The sequence below is a fragment of the Mycobacterium toneyamaense genome (genome assembly GCF_055384815.1).
In genome coordinates this window covers 1,579,379-1,600,659 of the sequence record NZ_AP040333.1, presented here as the reverse complement: position 1 = coordinate 1,600,659, position 21,281 = coordinate 1,579,379, and the positions used below count along the sequence as shown (strand labels likewise).

General features: G+C 65.5%; 20 protein-coding genes and 1 pseudogene. 5 read left to right on the top strand and 16 right to left on the bottom strand.

Annotated features, from left to right (window positions below; translation table 11 throughout):
* Positions 1 to 4 precede the first annotated feature (4 nt).
* The 8 genes from ACZ5IQ_RS07825 to ACZ5IQ_RS07790 all read right to left on the bottom strand — a co-directional run bounded on the left by ACZ5IQ_RS07825 (position 5) and on the right by ACZ5IQ_RS07790 (position 7,161).
* Complete coding sequence (locus ACZ5IQ_RS07825; protein ID WP_346415373.1) at positions 5 to 625, bottom strand: hypothetical protein; 621 nt, start codon at positions 623 to 625, stop codon at positions 5 to 7.
* Positions 626 to 635: 10 nt separating this feature from the next.
* The gene (locus ACZ5IQ_RS07820; RefSeq protein WP_346415374.1) at positions 636 to 1,139 is read right to left on the bottom strand and encodes an SRPBCC family protein; all 504 of its coding nucleotides are present in this window, start codon (positions 1,137 to 1,139) and stop codon (positions 636 to 638) included.
* A gap of 68 nt (positions 1,140 to 1,207) precedes the next feature.
* Entirely contained in the window at positions 1,208 to 1,426 is a 219-nt protein-coding gene (locus ACZ5IQ_RS07815) for a hypothetical protein (protein ID WP_346415375.1), read from the bottom strand.
* Between the two features lie 112 nt (positions 1,427 to 1,538).
* Positions 1,539 to 2,207 (bottom strand): IF2 family translation initiation factor, encoded by a 669-nt coding sequence (locus ACZ5IQ_RS07810; RefSeq protein WP_346415376.1) that lies wholly within the window; start codon positions 2,205 to 2,207, stop codon positions 1,539 to 1,541.
* 26 nt (positions 2,208 to 2,233) lie between these two features.
* On the bottom strand, positions 2,234 to 2,803 hold the full coding sequence (locus ACZ5IQ_RS07805; protein ID WP_346415377.1) for a CsbD family protein: 570 nt from the start codon (positions 2,801 to 2,803) through the stop codon (positions 2,234 to 2,236).
* Positions 2,804 to 2,963: 160 nt separating this feature from the next.
* Positions 2,964 to 5,045: a catalase gene (locus ACZ5IQ_RS07800; RefSeq protein WP_464481090.1), complete on the bottom strand. Its 2,082-nt coding sequence runs from the start codon at positions 5,043 to 5,045 to the stop codon at positions 2,964 to 2,966.
* A 115-nt stretch (positions 5,046 to 5,160) separates the two neighbouring features.
* Positions 5,161 to 5,433, bottom strand: a complete 273-nt coding sequence (locus ACZ5IQ_RS07795; protein WP_318985614.1) for a DUF4235 domain-containing protein — start codon at positions 5,431 to 5,433, stop codon at positions 5,161 to 5,163.
* Positions 5,434 to 5,556: 123 nt separating this feature from the next.
* Entirely contained in the window at positions 5,557 to 7,161 is a 1,605-nt protein-coding gene (locus tag ACZ5IQ_RS07790) for an FMN-binding glutamate synthase family protein (protein ID WP_464481445.1), read from the bottom strand.
* Between the two features lie 325 nt (positions 7,162 to 7,486).
* On the opposite strand from ACZ5IQ_RS07790, the gene ACZ5IQ_RS07785 reads away from it, so the two are divergent.
* Both ACZ5IQ_RS07785 and ACZ5IQ_RS07780 read left to right on the top strand, forming a co-directional pair.
* Complete coding sequence (locus ACZ5IQ_RS07785; protein WP_244872621.1) at positions 7,487 to 7,828, top strand: hypothetical protein; 342 nt, start codon at positions 7,487 to 7,489, stop codon at positions 7,826 to 7,828.
* Between the two features lie 467 nt (positions 7,829 to 8,295).
* Positions 8,296 to 9,702: an IS1380 family transposase gene (locus ACZ5IQ_RS07780; protein ID WP_464481089.1), complete on the top strand. Its 1,407-nt coding sequence runs from the start codon at positions 8,296 to 8,298 to the stop codon at positions 9,700 to 9,702.
* A gap of 229 nt (positions 9,703 to 9,931) precedes the next feature.
* Here the strand turns inward: ACZ5IQ_RS07780 and ACZ5IQ_RS07775 are convergent, their stop codons facing one another.
* The 3 genes from ACZ5IQ_RS07775 to ACZ5IQ_RS07765 form a co-directional block, all read right to left on the bottom strand.
* The gene (locus tag ACZ5IQ_RS07775) at positions 9,932 to 10,627 is read right to left on the bottom strand and encodes a hypothetical protein (RefSeq protein ID WP_084377652.1); all 696 of its coding nucleotides are present in this window, start codon (positions 10,625 to 10,627) and stop codon (positions 9,932 to 9,934) included.
* Positions 10,628 to 10,673: 46 nt separating this feature from the next.
* Entirely contained in the window at positions 10,674 to 11,357 is a 684-nt protein-coding gene (locus ACZ5IQ_RS07770; RefSeq protein WP_061004163.1) for an MspA family porin, read from the bottom strand.
* Between the two features lie 428 nt (positions 11,358 to 11,785).
* A complete protein-coding gene (locus tag ACZ5IQ_RS07765) occupies positions 11,786 to 12,265 on the bottom strand; it encodes an MspA family porin (RefSeq protein WP_371824528.1) in 480 nt (159 codons plus the stop codon).
* A gap of 638 nt (positions 12,266 to 12,903) precedes the next feature.
* Here ACZ5IQ_RS07765 and ACZ5IQ_RS07760 point away from each other — a divergent pair.
* Positions 12,904 to 13,419, top strand: coding sequence for a hypothetical protein (locus ACZ5IQ_RS07760; RefSeq protein ID WP_406775975.1), 516 nt, complete (start codon positions 12,904 to 12,906; stop codon positions 13,417 to 13,419).
* A 98-nt stretch (positions 13,420 to 13,517) separates the two neighbouring features.
* Here ACZ5IQ_RS07760 and ACZ5IQ_RS07755 read toward each other — a convergent pair.
* A pseudogene (locus ACZ5IQ_RS07755) lies at positions 13,518 to 13,650 on the bottom strand (IS256 family transposase); the annotation flags it as partial.
* Positions 13,651 to 13,860: 210 nt separating this feature from the next.
* On the bottom strand, positions 13,861 to 15,750 hold the full coding sequence (locus ACZ5IQ_RS07750) for a solute carrier family 23 protein (RefSeq protein ID WP_464481444.1): 1,890 nt from the start codon (positions 15,748 to 15,750) through the stop codon (positions 13,861 to 13,863).
* On the opposite strand from ACZ5IQ_RS07750, the gene ACZ5IQ_RS07745 reads away from it, so the two are divergent.
* Entirely contained in the window at positions 15,700 to 17,106 is a 1,407-nt protein-coding gene (locus ACZ5IQ_RS07745; RefSeq protein ID WP_016341434.1) for an IS1380 family transposase, read from the top strand. The genes ACZ5IQ_RS07750 and ACZ5IQ_RS07745 overlap by 51 nt on opposite strands.
* Before the next feature lie 170 nt (positions 17,107 to 17,276).
* Here the strand turns inward: ACZ5IQ_RS07745 and ACZ5IQ_RS07740 are convergent.
* From ACZ5IQ_RS07740 to ACZ5IQ_RS07730, 3 genes are all read right to left on the bottom strand, one after another.
* A protein-coding gene (locus ACZ5IQ_RS07740; protein WP_464481443.1) for an IS5 family transposase occupies positions 17,277 to 18,159 on the bottom strand; the annotation gives its coding sequence in 2 pieces (ribosomal slippage) (positions 17,277 to 17,829 and positions 17,828 to 18,159; 885 coding nt in all).
* Positions 18,160 to 18,220: 61 nt separating this feature from the next.
* Entirely contained in the window at positions 18,221 to 18,451 is a 231-nt protein-coding gene (locus ACZ5IQ_RS07735) for an ATP-binding cassette domain-containing protein (protein ID WP_406775977.1), read from the bottom strand.
* 168 nt (positions 18,452 to 18,619) lie between these two features.
* Positions 18,620 to 19,357 carry an SDR family NAD(P)-dependent oxidoreductase gene (locus ACZ5IQ_RS07730; RefSeq protein WP_346415384.1) on the bottom strand — a complete coding sequence of 246 codons (738 nt, stop codon included), beginning with the start codon at positions 19,355 to 19,357 and terminating at the stop codon, positions 18,620 to 18,622.
* Positions 19,358 to 19,483: 126 nt separating this feature from the next.
* Between ACZ5IQ_RS07730 and ACZ5IQ_RS07725 the strand changes: the two genes are divergently transcribed.
* On the top strand, positions 19,484 to 21,265 hold the full coding sequence (locus ACZ5IQ_RS07725; protein WP_406775979.1) for a penicillin-binding transpeptidase domain-containing protein: 1,782 nt from the start codon (positions 19,484 to 19,486) through the stop codon (positions 21,263 to 21,265).
* Positions 21,266 to 21,281: the final 16 nt, after the last annotated feature.

The following is a 21,281-nucleotide window of genomic DNA, read 5'->3' as shown; positions in this document are numbered from 1 at the left end:
GCGGCTACCTCGGGTTCGGCGGATAGCCCGGATCGGGATAGCCGGACGGCGGGTAGCCCGGGTACCCCTGCGGCGGGTAGCCGGGATAACCCTGTTGCGGCGGCGCGGGATACGACGGTCCGCCGCTCTGCCCGCCCCGGCGGCGCAGCATCACGACAATGAACACCACGAGGCACGCCACCCCGAGCGCGACGAAGACGACGATGGGCCACGACCAGCCGCTGGGCGGCGCGCTCACCCAGATCCGGCTCGCTCCGGGACACCGCACGGTCACCGGCCCGCGGTCGAGCGGCAACTCGCCGACGGCCCGGTAGTACTTGCCCCTGGGGATCAGGAAAATCCGCTTGCCACCGAATCGCTTCTCGTCGTGCGCCCCGGTGAACGGCTCCAACGGCTCGGTCTGGCCGCGAGATGTCGTTGCCGTGCAACGAATGTTCGACTGCGATCGGTCGAGATACACGACGTGGACACGCTCGGTGGGCGTCACCACGTCGCCCGATCGGATCAGTTCGGCCGGGTCGTCCTTGGCACCAAGGAAGATCACGACCGCCAGCGCCAACATCCCGAACCCGAACAGCGTCCCGATCACTCTGCCGATCGGGCTCTTTCCCCCGCTACGCCCCATGGCCCGATTCTCACACGGACTCGCCCACCGATCGCACCGCATCGTCGCTCGTTGTGGTTCGGCGTTCGGCGATGGCGGCGAGCCGCAGCGTGCACTCCCGGTTGCGCGGCATGACCGCCGCCAGGGCCACCTTGTCCGGTATCCAACGCATCGGTAGTCCAACCGGCACCTCGGCCATCTCGATGAGGCAGCCGCCGGTCGGCGTATCGGACAACCGAAGGAAGATGCGCGCCCGGCCGAAGACGCCGGCACTGGCGAGCAACACCAGCTCCTCCAGTGGGCGGCAGTCCTCCACTTCAGTGACGTCGTTGACGAGGAACGGCCACACCCCGATCGAGTGCTGGATGCGGCTGCCGACGGCGGGCCAGTCGGCGTCGACGGCGCGCATCCGACTGTTGCCCACCACCCACTGGGAGTACGTCCAGCCGTCGGCGATGACGTTCCAGACCTCCTGGCGGGTCGCGGTGCTGTGCCGCCGCACGGCCAGGCCGCTGTCAAGCACGTTGTCAGCCATGCGATTTCCTTTCAGAGCCTGAAGACCCGTTTCGCTGTGCCGCCGACGAAGCCACTGTCGTTATGGCCCTACGAACGGACGGCGAAGTACGCGAGGAAGACGATCAGTGCCGTTGCCAGTAGAAGCCAGACGACCACGCCGACCTTGATGGTGTGCTCCGTCTCGTCGTCGGGTTGAGGCGATCCTTGGGGCGCGACACCCCATTCACCCGCCGCAGACGGGTTCGACGGGACGACGGCATTCGGGGTCCGGGCGTCGTCGGGTGCGGAAAATGGATCGTGGCTCATGGGGCGGATTTACCCGTGGGACCCCGTTGACAAACAGGAGTGCACGACCGGGCGCCGGACAGCGGCGTAGTCGCCCATGTCCGGCGCCCGGAACCAGTGTCGGGATTCCGCGTCAGACCCGACCCGCCCGCCGGTTCTGCTTCTCGGCGTCGGCAAGCACCTCGACCTGCTCAGCCTGCTCGCGCTTGGCTGCCGCGGCGGCGCGCTTGTCGCGGGCATCCTCAAGTGCGGCTTCGGCCGCAGCCGCCGCCTTCTCTTCGGCTTTGTTGATCCGTTGCAGCCGTTGCCGTTCAGCGGCTTCGACGGCTTCCTTCTTCCGATCGGCCTCGGCCCGGCTAGCCTTGGCGGCCTCGGCAATGCGCTTGTCGGCCGCTTCCGCCGCCTGCCGCTTACGCTGCTGCGCGCGCTCCCGGGCATCGGACACCGCGTCCTGCTTGGCGGCCACGGCTTCGTCGCGGTCGTCCGCGACCTCTGCCAGCGAGTCCTCCAGCTGAGCGCCCGCCTCTTTACGCCGTTGGGCAGCATCCATGCTCCGCACCACCGCTTCGGCACGGACCTCGCTTCGCCGGGCCAGGGCCGCACCCCGCCTGCGCAACGTGGAATCGCCGAGCACTCCGCCGACGGCAGCATCGAGCCCGCCAAGTGATCGCTCATAGATCAGCCGAGCGGGTGCTTCGGCGTCCAAGCGGGCGATCCATCGATCCTCGATGAACTGCAGCGGAAACCGGGCCAGGCGGTATTGCATTCGCAAAACCTGTAACGGCAATTCGGTGATGCTCACGATATCTCCTTGGTTGTCAAAGTCTTTCAGGGCAGGTTGGTTCGGTCGGTGAGGGTCTCGGCGCGTTCGCGAAGGCGACGGGCCTCGGCTTGCTCTTCGTCCGCTTCTTTCTGCGCGGCGCGATGTTCGGCGAGCGCGTCACCCGCCTCCCGGCCGGCTGCCGCGGTGTCGACCGTTTCCCGGATCTCCGCCTGCCGTTCCTCGCGCTGCTCCTCGACGCTCGCGCGAACCTGCTCTTCGGCAGCGCGATGACGCGCCGTCTGCGCTGTCTGCTGGACCTGGGACACCTGCTGCTCCCGTGCTGCCTGCTCTGCGGCCTCGGTACCGGACCGCACCACGCCTCGGGCACCGGCTGCCTGATGGTGCGCCGAAGACAACAGACCGGTGGCGGAGTCGGCCTCGGCGTCCGCGACGGCCTCGATGGCGTTGGCCTCTTTGCGGGCCCGCGCCTGGGCCTGCTCCAGTTGCCCTTCCGCGGTCAATGAATCGTTGCCGGTCACTGCGCCGGCGATCTCTTTTGTTTTGCCTTTGATCGAATCGATCAGGCCTTTACGTGCCTCATCAGCTTTCTCATGTTCGCCCATGACCTGTGCCATGCTCGTTTTGCGCGTTCTTCAAACACCGTTCCGGCGAGTCAGGGTCGCCCCTGGCGCGCGAACAGCGCGCTGAACAGGCACGGACCATCGATCGAGGCTCGCGATCGGGCACGTGTGATTTGAATCAACCCGGGCATTCCGGCGAGCGGCGGCGACGGCATCACCGGAGAGCGTTACTCGTGTCCCGGTCCCATGCCCGGTGCAGCCCGAGTGCCGCCGTCAGGCGCGCGATGAAGTCCTTGTCGACATCCTCGCCGAGCTCGACGCCCGGAGCCTTCAGCGGGAGCTTCGCCGCTTTGAGTACCGCGTCGCCATCACTCCACGCCGCGAGAACTTTGAAGTGCCGGAAGGTTTCCTGCAACAGAACGACCAGCCTGGCGTCGCGCAGCGGTTCTGTCCCCGCGGCGACGACGAGGGCGTCGACTTCGATCGAACGGACCGTGGCCAGAGTTCGGTCCACGGTCACCTGGCGACGGCCGGCCTTCAACACCCCACCGGTCGGGGCGATGACCAAGGCGGCCGCGCCTGCGGCGGTCGCGGCCTTCACGAGTTTGGCCACGCCCGCGAGGTCTGAACCCGCATCGGCGAGAACGCCGATCTTCCGGCCGACGATCGGTCCTGGTTCCGTTGTCACCTGCGCCAACGCCGGTGACAACGGAACATCTTCGGCGGGCCGGCCTTTCGGTGCCGGCAGCCCGAGCGCAGCCGCGACCTTTTCGCAGAGCGCGGAATCGACGTTGGCGAGCACCTGCAGTTCGCGTTCTTTGATGCCTTGTTCGTAGACCTTGCCCAATTCGAAAATGAAGGCGTCGGCGAGGTGTGACTGTTCCACCGCACTCAAACTGCGATAGAAGAGGGTCGCCTGGCTGAAGTGGTCGTCGAACGAGGCCGGCTGTGCGCGGACCGCTTCTCCCTCGATCCGTCGCGGAAAGTGGACGTAGGCACCATCTTTCGCTTCCGCTGGGCGAGGCTCGTCACCGTCGATGCTGTTCGGGCGATACGGCGCCAGGCCGGTGTGGATCGCCGTCTGATGCATCCCGTCGCGCAACATGTCGTTGACCGGGCAATGGGGCCGGTTGATGGGCAGCTGGGTGAAGTTCGGGCCACCCAGGCGCGTGAGCTGGGTGTCGACGTAGGAGAACAGGCGGGCCTGCAGCAGTGGGTCATTGGTGGGCTCGATGCCGGGCACCAGATTACCGACGTGAAAAGCGACCTGTTCGGTCTCAGCGAAGTAGTTCGTGGGGTTGCGGTTGAGCGTGAGCTTGCCGACCAGTTGGACCGGCGCCAGTTCTTCCGGCACGAGTTTGGTCGGATCCAGCAGGTCGATGCCCTCGAATGTGTCGGTGCCGTCATCGGGCAGAATCTGCAGTCCCAGTTCGTATTCGAAGAAGGCGCCCGCTTCGATCCCGTCGGCCAGATCGCGGCGGTGGAAGTCCGGGTCCACACCGGCGGCGATCTGCGCTTCCTCCCACACCAGGGAATGCACGCCGGCGGCCGGCTTCCAGTGAAACTTGGCCAGGCTGGTCTTGCCGGCCGCGTTCGTCAGCCGGAAGGTATGTACACCAAAACCTTCCATGGTTCGGAACGAGCGCGGAATGCCGCGATCGCTCATGTTCCAGAAGACGTGGTGGGTGGCCTCGGTGTGCAGGGAGACGAAGTCCCAGAACGTGTCGTGTGCCGACTGCGCTTGGGGGATTTCGCAATCCGGGTGCGGTTTGGCCGCGTGCACGACATCGGGAAACTTGATGCCATCTTGGATGAAGAAGACCGGGATGTTGTTGCCCACCAGATCGAATGTGCCTTCGTCGGTGTAGAACTTGACCGCAAAGCCGCGGGTATCACGCACCGTGTCGGCAGAACCGCGCGATCCCAGAACGGTGGAGAAGCGCACGAAGACATCGGTGGTCGTCCCCTTGCGTCCCAGGAACGCTGCTCTCGTGAACGACGAAGCGGTGCCGTACGACTCGAAGACCCCGTGCGCCGCAGCGCCGCGGGCATGCACCACGCGCTCGGGTATGCGCTCGTGGTCGAAGTGGGTGATCTTCTCGCGAAGATGGAAGTCCTCCAACAGCGACGGGCCGCGGGGACCTGCCTTCAAGGAATGGTCGGTGTCGGTCAGGCGCAGTCCCTGACTCGTCGTCAGGAACTGCCCCGACTGGGCGCGCGCCGGTTCGTCGCCCTGCGTTCCCGCAGGGCCGACACCGGCGGGGGCGGACTGGTCACGCTTGCGGCGAGGGGGCATGGGTGTCTCCTGACGGAACGAGAAACGCTACAACCAAGCGCACGGGACTGCCCCGAGCCTCAGAACCCCATACCCAAACCCGCTGCGATGCAAACGTCTTCGTTGCGCGTCGCCCTTACACCGGATTCTCGTGCGCCACAGCGCGGTAGCTGCGTGCCCCTGCTCGATCCACGGCCGCTCTGACAAGGCCGAAGACCAGGCCCTGAACACCCGCGGCCAACAACGCCTGGCTGCCCGAGCGGTTCAGATCCTTGGGGTCTGGAGGCCCCTCGCCCGAATCGTCGATCCGCTCCCACAACACACTGAAGACCTTGCCTGCCACCAGGCCGCCCACCACGCTGAACGCAGCCGACAGCGGCAGATACAGCGACTTCGATAACTTGCTCATCGTTCTCCTTGGCATGTCTGACGGCCCCGACTGATCCGAGCCGTGGCTGAGAGTTACCCCGAGTACGACCACGTCAATCGCCACACGGCTCGGCGGCAGCCCAACGCCAAAGGCGTGGAGGCGTCAGCACACTCGCCGAGATCGCACGATGGGCCGGAACGAATCGGCATCGGCGGCCGCCCAGTCGAAGGCCCAACTTTCCGGGGCCTGCTCGATGAGTTCACCGGGCGCCAACCATTCGTAGAGTTCCGCGTACGAGACCTGCTGGGTGGCCGAGACTTTCTTGCGCAGCAGATGCGGTGATAGCAGCGCCGGATCGGCGATGCCCATCGATCCCATGATTTTCATTGCCTGCTCGACAGTGGCCTTCTGGTAGCGATACACGCGCGCGCTCTTGTCGTCGACGTCCAGAGCTCGGGCCCGTCGCGGGTCCTGTGTGGCGACCCCGACCGGGCAGTGATTGGTGTGGCAGCGCTGCGATTGGATACAGCCGATGGCCATCATCATGGCGCGCGCAGCGTTGGTGTAGTCGGCGCCCTGAATGAGTCGTTTGATGATGTCGTTGCCCGCGGCAACCTTGCCGCTGGCGCCGATGCGTATGACGTCGCGCAGGCCGGTACCGACCAGTGCGTTGTGCACCGTCATCAATCCGTCGGTCAGCGGAAGCCCGACGTGGTCCTCGTATTCCAGTGGCGCAGCGGCTGTTCCGCCCTCCGCACCGTCGACGATGATGAAATCGGGAGTCACCCCCTCGGCGCGCATCGCTTTGCAGATCGCCAAGAAGTCCACCCGCGATCCCACGCACAGTTTGAATCCCACCGGCTTGCCGCCGCACAGTTCGCGAAGCCGACCCACAAACTGCACAAGCTCGCGTGGAGTTGAAAACGCCGAGTGCGCAGCGGGACTCACGCACTTCTCCCCCGCGGGCACGCCGCGATACTCGGCGATCTCCTTGCTCACCTTCGACGCGGGCAGCACACCGCCCACCCCAGGTTTGGCGCCCTGGCTCAGCTTGAGCGACACGCATTTGACCGCGTCGTGTGCGGCCTTGTCGGCGAACTGGTCAGGGTCGAAGTGTCCGTCGGCGGTGCGGGCGCCGAAATAGCCGGACCCGATCTCCCACACCACATCTGCGCCCCCGAGATGGTAGGGCGTCAGGCCGCCTTCGCCCGTATCGTGTGCGAAGCCTCCCCGTCGCGCCCCGGCATTCAGGGCTTTCAACGCGTTGGCCGAGAGCGCTCCGAAACTCATCGATGAAACGTTCAGCAGTGCCATGTCATAGGGCCGGGTGCAGTCTGGGCCCCCGATACGAACCCGGTAGGGCTGCGGCGGCGGTTCCACCGGTGCGGTCGAGTGCACCAGGTACTCGTACCCGGGCTCGTCGACATCCCGTTCAGTGCCGTACGACAGCTCGGCCGCGGTCCCTTTGGCCCGCTCATAGATGAGTGAGCGGATGTCGCGGTCGAACGGTCGGCCGTCAAAATTGCGTTCGATGAAGTACTGCTGCAGTTCCGGGCGCACCGCTTCAAGCAGGTATCGGATGTGTCCGATCACCGGGTAGTTGCGCAGCACAGAATGGCGTCGTTGCGTCACATCGAAGACGCCTACCGCGGCCAGCCCACCTACTGCCGCCGCCGCAATCCACCACACCCAACTACCGAAAAGCGCAGTAACGGCAAGGCCTGCCGCAACGGCGACCAACGCCGCGACGATTCCGAACCGAATCACATCAACCCTCTTCATCTGGCGGTCCACTGTCGGCGGAATACCCAGAATCGGTCCGTTCAGGCATCGGCGCCTCCAGATCGCCGGCACAAACATAGCTGTGCGCCCCACGGAGTGCCTTCGTTCGGGACGGGCAACCCCAACCGCGCGAGGGGCGTCGCTTCGCTCAGCGGCCCTCTCATCCGGACGCCATGAGCTGGCAATGTCTGAAATGGCTATGAATCGATCATGAAATTGGCATGTCGATCATTATGTGTCGCATATGAATACCTCGACGCACGTTCGAACCTGACTAGAATTGAATTTGAGAATACGCAGATAAACGTATTTGGATTCTGGAAAGGAAATTGAATTGTTGGGCGGCGGTATTACCAAGGGCGTCGTGGTTGCGTGCGGAGCCATCGTGTTGAGCTTGGGCTCGGCGGCGCCGGCGCTGGCTGCGCCCGAGGTGCAGAAATCGGCCCAGGCCACGATCAGCGAGCTAGAAGCACAGGGACTTCGACCGATACTCAACAAGGTCGGTAACGCACCCATCGAGCAATGTACGGTCATCGCGGTGCGCGACGGCACTGCCGTCAAGCACTCCTGGATACAGCGAGGACCTACCGGGAACGTCGGCAATCTCGTTCGGTACAAGACTGCGTACGTTGATCTCATGTGCAATCGATGAATGATGCCGGCGGGTATTCGAACCGCAATTCGTAGGCGGCTGCAGCAACTGTCGATTGCTGCCGACAAAACCGGTAGCAATTGTGTCGATTCGGCTCAACGCAACAGACTCCGCCGCCTGGAACGTACGACGCGCCCTTCGTCCCGAGCGCGGCGTCGGTACAGACGTCCCAGAACACTTCGATCTCGTAGCCGCCGGCCGCTCCCCATGCCGTCAGCGCGTTCGCATACCTCGTCTGCGACGCTTCGGTAGCGGACTCACGCATGCTGCACTCGGCACGGTCGACTCTCCCAGCAGCTTCGACCACCTGCGGTGGGGCGACACTCAGGAGCAGGTCGTGGACCTAGCCCGGATTTTTCGTGGAATGTTGACTGTGGGGGTGTGTAGATAAGCGAAAGTGCCTGTCCTGCAAGGAATAATTGGACTTCTCTACGGTTCAAAAACCCTGACGGGAAGGCACTTCGCAGGTGAAGAATATCGCGGCGGCATCGCCGGTGAAAGTTTCCGCCGACGGCCATGGCGTTGTGTCGCATGCCGGGATGGGCATGCTGCGTGAGCTTGCCGACCGGACCGGCTTATCGGCGCAGGTCACGGCCGCGTTGGCCGACACCTACCGCGGCCCGTGGGTGTATGCGCCTGGGGAGGTGTTCGCTGATCTGGCGGCCGCGGTCGCCGACGGCGCGGACTGCATCGACGCGGTCGGTCAGCTGTGCGGTGACCGGGAGCACGTCCTGGGGGCCAAGGCCTCAACGACCACCATGTGGCGGCTGATCGATGAGCGGATCGATGCCGCGCATCTACCCGGGGTGCGCGCAGCCCGAGCCGCGGCGCGGGCAGCGGCCTGGGCTGTCGGAGCCGCCCCCACCACCGGCGGCTGGCTGCATATCGACATCGATGCCACGCTGGTGATCGATCACTCCGACAACAAGGCCGGGGCTGCGCCGACCTGGAAGAAAACGTTCGGGCTGCACCCGCTGCTGGCGTTTCTGGACCGCCCCGACATCGCCGGCGGCGAAGCCCTGGCCGGGTTGCTGCGCAACGGTAACGCCGGCTCCAACACCGCCTCCGACCACATCATCGTCCTGCACCAGGCTTTGGCATCGCTGCCAGCGGCGTGGCGGCCCAACCCCGACGATCCCGACAACCCCGAGGCCCCGAAGGTGTTGGTGCGCTGCGATACCGCCGGATCCACCCACAAATTCGCCGCAGCGTGCCGGGCCGCCGGGGCCGGGTTCTCCTTCGGGTACCCCGTCGATACCCGCGTCCAGGACGCCGTGGACACCCTCAACCTCGGCGATTGCTGGTATCCAGCGATCGACACCGACGGCGGGATCCGCGACGGCGCGTGGGTCGCTGAAGCCACCGACCTGGTCAACCTGGCCTCCTGGCCCGAAGGGACCCGGCTGATCCTGCGTAAAGAACGCCCCCACCCCGGCGCGCAGTTGCGGTTCACCGACGCCGACCGCATGCGGGTCACCGCGTTCATCACCGACACACCACCGGGTGTCGTACCCGGTCAGGTCGCCGGTCTGGAACTACGGCACCGCCAGCACGCCCGCGTCGAGGACCGTATCCGCGAACTCAAAGCCACCGGGCTGCGTAACCTGCCCTGCCACTCCTTCTGGGCCAATGCTGCCTGGCTCGAAATCGTCCTGGCCGCCGCTGACCTGGTCACCTGGACCCGCCTCATCGGGTTCGCCAGCGATCGCGCTCTGGCCCGCGTCGAGATCACCACGTTCCGCTACCGGGTCCTGCACGTGGCCGCCCGTATCACCCGCGGCGCCCGCCAACTGCGGCTACGCATCGATGCCACCTGGCGCTGGGCGGCGGCGATCGCCGCCGCCTGGCACCGCGTCCGCACCGCCTTCGGATAACACCCCACCCCATCGGACCCATCAACGATGAAGGACCCACAGGCCCCAGGAAAGCCCGCCCCACCCGGCGACACGGGACAGCACCTCTACGCCACCACACGAAAACCACTACCCAACAACACAACTCGGCATCACACCGAACCCACACCAATTACCACGCAAAATCCGGGCTAGACCGGCTGATCGAAGCGACCGTCGACGCGGTCCGCGTACCACGGACCGGCGGAGGTTAACCGGCCGGCGGCGGCCCCGGTGGACTTACCGGCGGCGGCCCGGGTGAAACGATCGGCGGTTGATCCGGCAAGACCTGTCCCAGCCCGGCCGGAATCGCAGTACCGGGCGGGGGCGCGGTACCAGGCAGCGGCTCACCGAGCTGATCCAGTGGCATCTGGCCGAGAAGCCCGCCTTTCAGACGGTCGTCGCTATACATCGCACGCAGGCGCCTGAGGTAGTCCAAGCCGGAGATGTCCGCATTCTCGTCGCCCGGCGCCACCCCGAACATCGTTCCCTGGCCGGGCGCTGCGGGATCGACGTTCTGCGGGAGCAGGTAGGCGTTGTTGAACGCGTTGAGGTTCGGCGGCGTGCCTGGGGGGCCGCCCGGTGGCGAGGGAATTGGGTTCTGGCCCAGCATCAAGTCGTTGCCGACGGTCGGGTCGGGCATCTCGGGTAGGCCAAGAGGGCCGGCGGCAGGAGCCCCAATTTGCGCCAATCCCGAAAGCCCACTAGGCCCTAAAGGCGCGCCGATGATCGGTATCGTCGGCCCTTGCGGCGGCGGGACCGGAATCGCCGGATCAGCGGGCGGCGCGGGAGGGTCCGCAGCGGCGGGCGCCGCGTGGGCGACCGCCGCACCGACGGCGAGCGCACCGGCCACCACAATGCTCGCGATCACGTCCTTGGCGACCGCCCCGCGATCTCGGCTACTCATGGCTGGCGTCTCCTTCGGCTCGGATACCCACGCTCCACCTCTGATGTCAGACGGTCTTGGTGACGCCGTAGTAAGCGACGATGTCGTTGGTGTCCGCGGTCGAACTCGTCAATACCGCGAATGACCGCAGGAACGACTGACCGACGCAGCCGTCGATCTTGATGTGAACATCCTTGACGGTGACCCGGGCATCCTGGGCCTTGAACTTCTTCTTGGTCACCGAAACGGTGGTCACCTCGCCCGGCTTGGGCTGGACTTCAAACGTACCGCTGATCGGGAGCGAGGCGCCGGTAGGTACGAGACCCGCGAGCGTCGACCCCGACGTGCCAATGCCGATCTGGCCAGCCAGCCTGACCCTGTCCAGTTCGATGCCGCAGCCGATCTGATAGCCGACCTCCAGCTTTCCGCCGTCCAACGTGGTGTCACCCGAGCCCGTGATCGACCCGGTAAACGTGGCGCCCACGAGGTATTCGCGCGACGACAGCGCGGTAGTCAGCGGCGCCACCGGCAGCTGGGTCTCGTTCAGCGCAGCCACCGTCAACTGCCAGCCGTCCGGGGTCGTGACGATTCCCGGCTGCTCCGACGGGACGGCGCCGGTGTCCGGCGGGGGACCGGCGTTTGCGACGGGTACCGGCGGCGGGTTGGGATCCGGCTCCGCCGCGGCGAGCGGAGCTGTCCCGGTCGAGACCAGCATGCAAACAGCGGCCAGAGTGGCTAAACGATAAAACATTGTGCGGGGGCGCCTCTCGTCGTCGTAATCCAAAGCAACTGTTCCGCCGAATGATCGATGGACCAGGTATCTAAACGGTGAACGGATGAACAACACTTGCCACCCGAAACTATCGAGTGCGCGTCTCTCAAGCTGGTAAGCCATTTCTGAAATGGATTCGCCGGATAACGGCACACGTGAACCATTGGCGCGGCTTGATCGCGCCGCGGCCAGCCGGCGACGCACCGTGACCCGCGGGACCGCTTCGGTCACTGCGCGATTGATCACGTCGGCGGACAGTTCAGGGCGTGACCACGGTGACGGATACGCCGGTGTCGGCGGGAGGCGAACCGGCGCCTCGATCCCTGAACCCACGAGGTCTCGCTGCATGAGCGGCTTTCGCGGCGGCACCAAATCGACGCCGGCACAGCCGCGCTTGCGAAACCGCATCACACGGCCTTGGTGACACCGAGATAGGTGATGACGTCCTCGGTGTTCTCGGTCGAGCTGGTCAACGTCGCGTACGACCGGATGAACGACTGACCGGCACATTGGTCGACGCCAATGCGGAAACCGGTGATCGTGACCCGCGTTTCTTTCCCCTCGAACTCTTTCTCGTCGACCGCAACCGTGGACACGGTGCCGGGACGGAGGTCTATTCTTCCCCGGTATGTGAGGTTCGGAGCGAAGGACGGATCGTTGCCAGCAAACGGTATGCGGATCGAAGGGGTAATACCGGCCCCGACAAGAGTTTCGATAGCATTTTGCGTAATGCCGCAGCCGATCTGATAGCCTGCCTCCAGTTTTCCGCCGTTCAGCTTTGTTTTACCCGAGCCCGTGATCGCCCCGGCGAACGTGCCGCCCACGAGGTATTCGCGCGACGCCAGCGAGGTAGTCAGCGGCGCCACCGGCAGCTGGGTCTCGGCCACCGCGGACACCGTCAAATGCCAACCGTCCGGGGTATCCAAGACCCCCGGTGCCGCGGGCGGGACGGCGCCGTTGTTCGGCGGGGGTGGAGGTGCGGCGTTTCCCGCCGGCTCCACCGCGGGATCCGGGGGCGGTTCGGCCGACGCGAGTGGCGCAACCCCAACCGGGATCAGCATGCAGACGGCGGTCAAGGTGGCAAAACGATTCGGCATGGTCGCGGTGACGCCTCTCGTGGTCCGAATTCAAGGGAACTGTCGCGTCGTATGATTGAGTGGCCGAGTGTCCAAACGGTAAACGGACCGAAAACAGTTCATGCCACATACCCATCGAGAGCGCCTCTGGCTGTCCACAGCATCGAATGGACGCCGCACGGGCACCCAGCGTTGAGCGGCGGTTCATCATTTGGTGAGCTGTAGACTCGACCATTCGATATATACAACCATGCCTTGAACCTGATCATGAGAGCTCTCTGTCGATCACCGCGGCCTCGTATTCGCCTGACTCTGCTGTGGTCTCGCACGGAGAGCCGCTCAATGGCGGTGAGGGCAAGATCAGCTGGTCCGGTGGCGCGGCATCGCCCGCGATCAGGCCGACACGGCAGGAGGAATTGTTGAGGTCATCACATGTTTGCGAGCGCGGGTTGGCCGCGTCTCTCATCGCGTTTGGCATCGGGCTAGCGGTCGTCCCAACCGCATCCGCCGACCCCAACGACGCAGAACAGACGGACACGCCGGCTCCGGGTATGGTAACGGTCCCCGCGCCGACCTCGGACAACGTCAATCCCGCGGCGGCGGTGGCCTGCAAGCAGTTCGCCACAACGCTGAATTTCGCCGCGACCAATTACTCGGGTTTCGCCGACGCCACCGAAGGTACGGACCTTCCCGACTACAGAGATCCGACTGTCAGGAACAGTAACGTGACCGCTCGGACCGCGCTGCGGGAAGCGGCGGCCGCGGCCATGACCGCGGCGGCGACACCGGGTCTGCAGCCCGAGATCGCCGCGCCGATGCGGGCATGGTCAGTGGACGCGACGAAGCTCCTGTTGATCATGGGACTCCGCCGCGGCGGTGACACCCTTGACAATGTGGCCACCGAGCTCAACAACGACGCCTACAACGCCCAAACGGCATGTGCCGCCGCAGGAACGCACGCCTGAGGTTAGCCCCGTCGTCGTCAGAGGAGCTTGAACAAGAACGACTGCGTCCGTTCATGTTTGGGGTGAAGAGCACCTCGCCGAGGCTGCCTCTTCGAGAAGCATAGAGCGTCGGCTTCGACCCATCAGGGCGTGGATGAAAGTTGCCAGCAGCTCGCGCAGCACATCGGGGCGGCAGGCGGTGAGTCGATCAGCCAGCACAGCCGGCCTGTCAATATTGTGGCCAGTGGTCATCGCGTCGATTCCTTTGCTCGAGTGACTTTGGTCGGTCCCTCGACGAATCACGCGATCGCTCCGGCGACCATGCGCCCCGCACCCTCGCCCGAGTTGGCCCGCCGGCCCGCAACCGCATCCCGGCGATCAATCATCCGGGCCGGCGCAGATTCGTGAGACCGATTGGAGACCCCGCTGTCGAGGCCCGAGGGACTTACCCTGTTGGAAGAGTCAGTCGTTCGGCGCGCCGAGGTTTTCGACGTCGCTCTCTGTAATACGCAGTACCCGGCCCGAGGCGATATCGAAGAAGAGCCCCAATGTATCCAATCGCTGCTCTTCCAGAGCGGGACCCACCACGGGATGGACTTTCAAGTTCTGAATTTGCCAAGCGACGTTGACCATTGCCAACTGATCGCAGGCGTCATACCCCTGCCTGGCCGCCGCCCGGCCGACGGGGTGACCGGCGCGGAACGCGTCGAGGCTTGGCAGCGCCTGTTCGATCCATGCCGCGACAGCGGGGGGAATGCCGTCACGATGGCCAGCCTCGGAGAGCAATGCCGTCATCGCTCCGCATCTGGAGTGGCCGCAGATGATCATGGTGTTGACGTTCAACTCGATGATTCCGTACGCCAATGCGGCTTCCATCGACATGTCAGCGGCGTTCGGCTGAACGAGGTTGCCGAGGTTGCGCACGGTGAAAAGGTCACCGGGCCCGCTGGCGGTGATGACATTGGGCACCAAGCGAGCGTCTGCGCAGGTCAGGAACAGAGCGCGCGGTCGCTGCCCGCCGCGCAGCTCGTTGAAATGTTCGCGAAGCAGCGGGGCGTGTCGGCGATGGTAACGCGCGACGCCGTCCAACACCGGGGTGAGCATCGAACCGGTGTCCCCTGGGTGGTGGCCGTGAGAGCGCCAGGGCGATAGGCCGCGGGCTATCGCGCTGTGCGACCGGCGAATCGGCGGCCCTACGGTGGCCGCTGCCATCGCGCTCTCGCCGATTTCGTCGATGCAAACCGAGCCGCCAGCTAGGCGGTGCCGCATACGAGCCCACTCCTCGATGGCCTCGTATGCGGCGTGATCAAGGAAGTCGACTGTGATCTCCACGGTGACCCGGCTGCCACGCGGAATTGAGGCCAGCACGCGCGATAGCCGCGGCAAGGAAAGGAAACTGAGGGCTCCTTCGAGTGTGAGACGCCATTCGTGATGCTCCTCGTCGATCGGTTCGGCATGTACTGAGGCGCGCACCACCCGCCACAACACCACGACGAGGGTGACGGCGACGCCGATGGCGACGCCTTCCAGCAGGTTCAGGAACAGAACTCCGGTGACTGTGATCGCATAAACAGCCAGGTCGCCGGTACGCCAGGCCAGCCGGATGTGTGCCAACTTGACCAACTGGATACCGATCACGATCAGCAACCCGGCCAGGGCGGCCTTCGGAATTTGTTGCACCAGACCGGCCAGCAACACGGAAAACAGCAGCACCCACACGCCGTGCAAAATCGACGAAGCCTGCGTGCGTGCACCGGCCGCCACGTTGGTTGCGCTGCGGACGATCACGCCGGTTACCGGCAGCCCGCCGAGCATCCCCGACACCATATTGGCCGCGCCCTGACCGATGAGCTCGCGGTTCAGATCGGCTTTCGGGCCGTTGTGCATCTTGTCGACCGCAACTGCCGAAAGTAAGCTTTCCACGCTGGCGATCAACGCGATGGTCAACACAGCCAGTACAAACGGCACCCAGGTGCCGTGCGGCAGAGTCGGCAAGCCGATCGCGTCGAGGATCGAACCGTTGAGTTCGATTCTGTCGGCGTTCAGCGGCGGCACGAACGATATCGCCGTCGCGGCGACGATTGCGACTAGCGGCCCGGGAAGTATTTGTAGCCGAGCCGGGCTTCGTTTCCAGCTCAGCATGATCGCGACGACAATGAGCCCTACAACGATGTCGCTTAGCCCGGATTTTTCGTGGAATGTTGACTGTGGGGGTGTGTAGATAAGCGAAAGTGCCTGTCCTGCAAGGAATAATTGGACTTCTCTACGGTTCAAAAACCCTGACGGGAAGGCACTTCGCAGGTGAAGAATATCGCGGCGGCATCGCCGGTGAAAGTTTCCGCCGACGGCCATGGCGTTGTGTCGCATGCCGGGATGGGCATGCTGCGTGAGCTTGCCGACCGGACCGGCTTATCGGCGCAGGTCACGGCCGCGTTGGCCGACACCTACCGCGGCCCGTGGGTGTATGCGCCTGGGGAGGTGTTCGCTGATCTGGCGGCCGCGGTCGCCGACGGCGCGGACTGCATCGACGCGGTCGGTCAGCTGTGCGGTGACCGGGAGCACGTCCTGGGGGCCAAGGCCTCAACGACCACCATGTGGCGGCTGATCGATGAGCGGATCGATGCCGCGCATCTACCCGGGGTGCGCGCAGCCCGAGCCGCGGCGCGGGCAGCGGCCTGGGCTGTCGGAGCCGCCCCCACCACCGGCGGCTGGCTGCATATCGACATCGATGCCACGCTGGTGATCGATCACTCCGACAACAAGGCCGGGGCTGCGCCGACCTGGAAGAAAACGTTCGGGCTGCACCCGCTGCTGGCGTTTCTGGACCGCCCCGACATCGCCGGCGGCGAAGCCCTGGCCGGGTTGCTGCGCAACGGTAACGCCGGCTCCAACACCGCCTCCGACCACATCATCGTCCTGCACCAGGCTTTGGCATCGCTGCCAGCGGCGTGGCGGCCCAACCCCGACGATCCCGACAACCCCGAGGCCCCGAAGGTGTTGGTGCGCTGCGATACCGCCGGATCCACCCACAAATTCGCCGCAGCGTGCCGGGCCGCCGGGGCCGGGTTCTCCTTCGGGTACCCCGTCGATACCCGCGTCCAGGACGCCGTGGACACCCTCAACCTCGGCGATTGCTGGTATCCAGCGATCGACACCGACGGCGGGATCCGCGACGGCGCGTGGGTCGCTGAAGCCACCGACCTGGTCAACCTGGCCTCCTGGCCCGAAGGGACCCGGCTGATCCTGCGTAAAGAACGCCCCCACCCCGGCGCGCAGTTGCGGTTCACCGACGCCGACGGCATGCGGGTCACCGCGTTCATCACCGACACACCACCGGGTGTCGTACCCGGTCAGGTCGCCGGTCTGGAACTACGGCACCGCCAGCACGCCCGCGTCGAGGACCGTATCCGCGAACTCAAAGCCACCGGGCTGCGTAACCTGCCCTGCCACTCCTTCTGGGCCAATGCTGCCTGGCTCGAAATCGTCCTGGCCGCCGCTGACCTGGTCACCTGGACCCGCCTCATCGGGTTCGCCAGCGATCGCGCTCTGGCCCGCGTCGAGATCACCACGTTCCGCTACCGGGTCCTGCACGTGGCCGCCCGTATCACCCGCGGCGCCCGCCAACTGCGGCTACGCATCGATGCCACCTGGCGCTGGGCGGCGGCGATCGCCGCCGCCTGGCACCGCGTCCGCACCGCCTTCGGATAACACCCCACCCCATCGGACCCATCAACGATGAAGGACCCACAGGCCCCAGGAAAGCCCGCCCCACCCGGCGACACGGGACAGCACCTCTACGCCACCACACGAAAACCACTACCCAACAACACAACTCGGCATCACACCGAACCCACACCAATTACCACGCAAAATCCGGGCTAGGGCGTGTCCGATAAATGGGGCAGCCAGAGTGTGACCGCTCGTAGGACTGCCGCGGCACGGTAGACGATGGCCAGCTTGTCGTAGCGGGTGGCCAGTGCGCGCCATTGCTTGACGTCGTTGAAGTTGCGTTCAACCACGTTGCGGCCCTTGTAATCCTCGGCATCGAAGGCCGGTGGCCGACCGCCGGCCGAGCCCCGGCGTTTGCGGTTGGCGATCTGATCGGACGGTTCCGGGATCACTGCACCGATGCCGCGTCGCCGCAACAGCGCGCGGGTGGCGCGACTCGAATAGGCCTTATCTGCGCGGACGCGATCGGGGCGGGTGCGGGGCCGTCCGCCGCCGGGGCGGTCAACTTTCAGGTGGGCGAGCAAATGCTCGAACACCGGGCCGTCGTGGGATTGGCCTGCGCCCACGAGCACCACCAAGGGCCGTCCTCGGCCGTCGACGAGATGGTGGATCTTGCTGGTCAACCCGCCGCGGGAGCGGCCAATGCCGTGGTCAGGCGGCTCGATCGCCAGATTCGTGTAATTCGACCCAGCCCCCTGTGTCACGGGTGAGGTTCGTGGCGTGCTGGTGTGCTCGGGCGATCGTGGAATCAACTGCCACCGCCCAATCGATCATCCCGGCCTCATCAGCGGCTGCCAGCAACCGGGCCAACACCACATCCCACGTACCGTCAGCGCTCATCCGACGATGCCACGTCCAGATGCTCTGCCACGGACCGAACACCTCCGGCACGTCACGCCAGGCAATGCCACATCGGTATCGGTAGATGATGCCCTCAACCATCGACCGAGCATCCTGAAAAGGCCTGCCCCGCTTACCCGTCCGGACCGGAAGCAAATCTTCGATCAACGACCACTGGGCATCGGAAAGCAACTGGAACCGCGACACCCTACGAGTCTCAGGTACCACGCCTGAAATTTTTGTCAGACACGCCCTAGTCACCTTCGATGAACTGCCGCATCACCCCGACGCCCCTGGATCGGGCGATCGAGCCCTCCTCGGGCTCGACCTCCCCAAGCGCGATTTTCAGTAGTGCCGACTTGCCCGCACCGTTGGCGCCGATCAGTGCGACACGTTCCCCTTCGCCGACCCACAACGAGACATTGTTGAGAAGCGGACGGCCAGGTAGGCCGTAGCTGATCCTTGACAGATCGAGATGAGCCACACACCAACCCTATGAGCCATCGCAAAAGGTTTTTCGCGGCGCTGAGCGCGTCGACGTTCATTGTTGGACTTCCAGCCGACCTGAAAGTCCTTCGCCCCGATCATGTTTGGGAAGATCGGTAACACGACGCCAATTCGACTGCACCGGTTCACTTTTCATCGCAAGCCCCTAAGCGTGCCGCGACGTCACTCCCCCGTCGACGACGATCTGCGTCCCGGTGATGAACGACGCCTTCGGCGACAAGAGGAACGCGACGGCCGCGCCGATCTCCTCGGGCTGCCCCAGCCGGCCCAGCGGCGCCGCCGACAGGAACGCGTTCTTCACCTCAGGAACAGCCAACGCGTCGGCGAGCATCGGGGTTTCGATGAAGCCCGGGCACACCGCGTTGACGCGAATTCCCAACGGCCCCAACTGACCTGCCATCGACCGGGTCAGCCCGAGCAGCCCGGCCTTCGACGCGCAGTACGCCGGGATGAACGGATTGCCAACCAGCCCTTCGATACTCGAGATCCCCACGATCGCCGGAGCGGCTCCGGCAGCCAGCGCGTTCTCGAAATGTGGCAGCAGCAGTTGGGACAGCAGCGCTTGCGCACGCAGGTTCACATCGACGACGGCATCCCACGATTCAACAGTGAACATCCCGACCGGCTCTGGCAGCACCCGGCCCGCGGCATGCACCAGCCCGTCGATGCCGTCCACGGCTACGGCGGCCTGCTCGACGGCGGCGGCCATCGAGTCGGTGTCACTCACGTCGACGACGACGCCGTGCGCCCCGAGTGACTCCGCGACGGCGACCACTTGCGGCGAGATGTCGAACAGCGACACCGCGCGACCGTCGGCGATCAACGCCTTGGCCGACGCCAGGCCGATACCGGATGCACCACCGGTCACCACCACACCACTCATGCCAGACCTTTCAATACGCTCCGCTACGTAGCGGAATACCGAACGGCTCGGACACTACGCGATACCGGCCCGCCCCAGCGTTTCAACGCCGGAATTCATAGCCACTCATGGTTGGCTCGAAGGGTCATGACGAAACGTACTGCGCTGCTGCTGACCTGCACGCTGCTCCTCGGCTCCACGGGATGCTCGATCTTCGGCGGCCCGGAACCCGAGGATGCCTTCAACGCGTTTGCTGATGCGTTGCACCGCAAGGACTCCGGCGCCGCCGCCAAAGACACCACCGATGCCGGCGCGTCGGAGCCGGCCATCAAGTCCATGTTCGACGGCATGGGCAAAAACGCCACGCTCGACGTCAAGGCCACGCCCGGCGACGGCGACAACAAGTCGACCGCCAAGCTCGCCTACACCTGGTCGTTCGGACCCGGACGCGAATTCAGTTACGACACAACAGCAATCGCCACCAAGGTCGGCGACGACTGGAAAATCCGCTGGGCCCCGGCGCTTTTGCATGCCAAGCTCCGGCAGGGCGGGACGTTCCAGTTCAGCGAAGACAAAGCGCTGCTGACGCCTGTCGTCGACCGCAACGGCCAACCCCTGCTGAACTGGCAGACCGTCGGCGTCATCACCCTCAGCCGCGACCACCTCGACTCCGCCGCGGCACTGGCCCCGGTGGTTGCCCGGTTCGACGAGACGATCACCGGCGACTCGATCACCAATGAGTTCAACGGAAATCAGGACGACCGTGTCACCGTCGTCAAGCTCCGGGAGACGGACCTCGCCCAGGTCGCCGACGAGCTCACCCAGATTCCCGGCGTCACCGTCACCAAGCAGGGCGCACTGCTGACCGTCGACCCGAACCTGCACTCGCCGGCCATCAGCGGACTGCCCGAGGTCTGGCAGAAGGCCATCGACGCGACCGCCGGCTGGTCCGTGGATCTGGTCGACGAGCAAGGGCAGCCTACCGACGAGCTCGCGAACAACGCCCCGGCGGACACCAAACCCGTCCGCACCACCCTGGACCCGCGCCTGCAGCTCCTCGCGCAGCACGCGGTGGCCACCGATCCCCACCCGACCGTGCTCGTCGCCATCGCCCCCAGCACCGGCGCCATCCTCGCGGCAGCCCAGAACGACGCGGCCAACGCGCAGGGACCCATCGCCTTCACCGGCCTCTACCCGCCAGGGTCGACGTTCAAGACCGTCACCACCGCGGCCGCCCTCGAGAAGGGGCTCGCCAAGGCCGACTCCCCCGAGCCCTGCCCCGGCACGGTGACGATCGAGAACCGCACCATCCCCAACGAGGACAAGTTCGACCTCGGCACCGTCCCGCTCGAGCAGGCCTTCGCGCATTCCTGCAACACCACCATGGGCGCGCTCGCCGACAAGCTGCCCGCCGACGCGCTGCCCAACACCGCCAAGAACCTCGGCATCGGCGTCGACTTCGTCATCCCCGGCATCACGACCGTGACGGGCAAGGTGCCCAACGCCGACACCCCGGCGCAGCGCGTCGAGAACGGCATCGGCCAGGGCACCGTCACCGTCAGCCCGTTTGGATTGGCGGTCGCCGAGGCAAGCCTCGCGCACGGGTCGACCATCACGCCCACGCTGCTGCCCGGCCAGCAGACCACCGCCAGCGCCCCGTCGACCCCGATCGACCAGCCGACGGCCGACGCCCTGCGCGCCATGATGCGGCTGACCGTCACCGACGGCACCGCGTCCGCACTCAAGGACATCGACGGCCTCGGCGGGAAGACCGGGACCGCGGAATTCGGCGACAACACCCACTCGCACGGCTGGTTCGCGGGCATCGTCGGCGACCTCGCGTTCGCGACGCTGGTGGTCGGCGGAGATTCGTCGGCGCCCGCGGTCGCCGTCAGCGGGGACTTCCTGCGTGCCGCGCTGGCCGGGTAACGGCGTGCCAATTTCG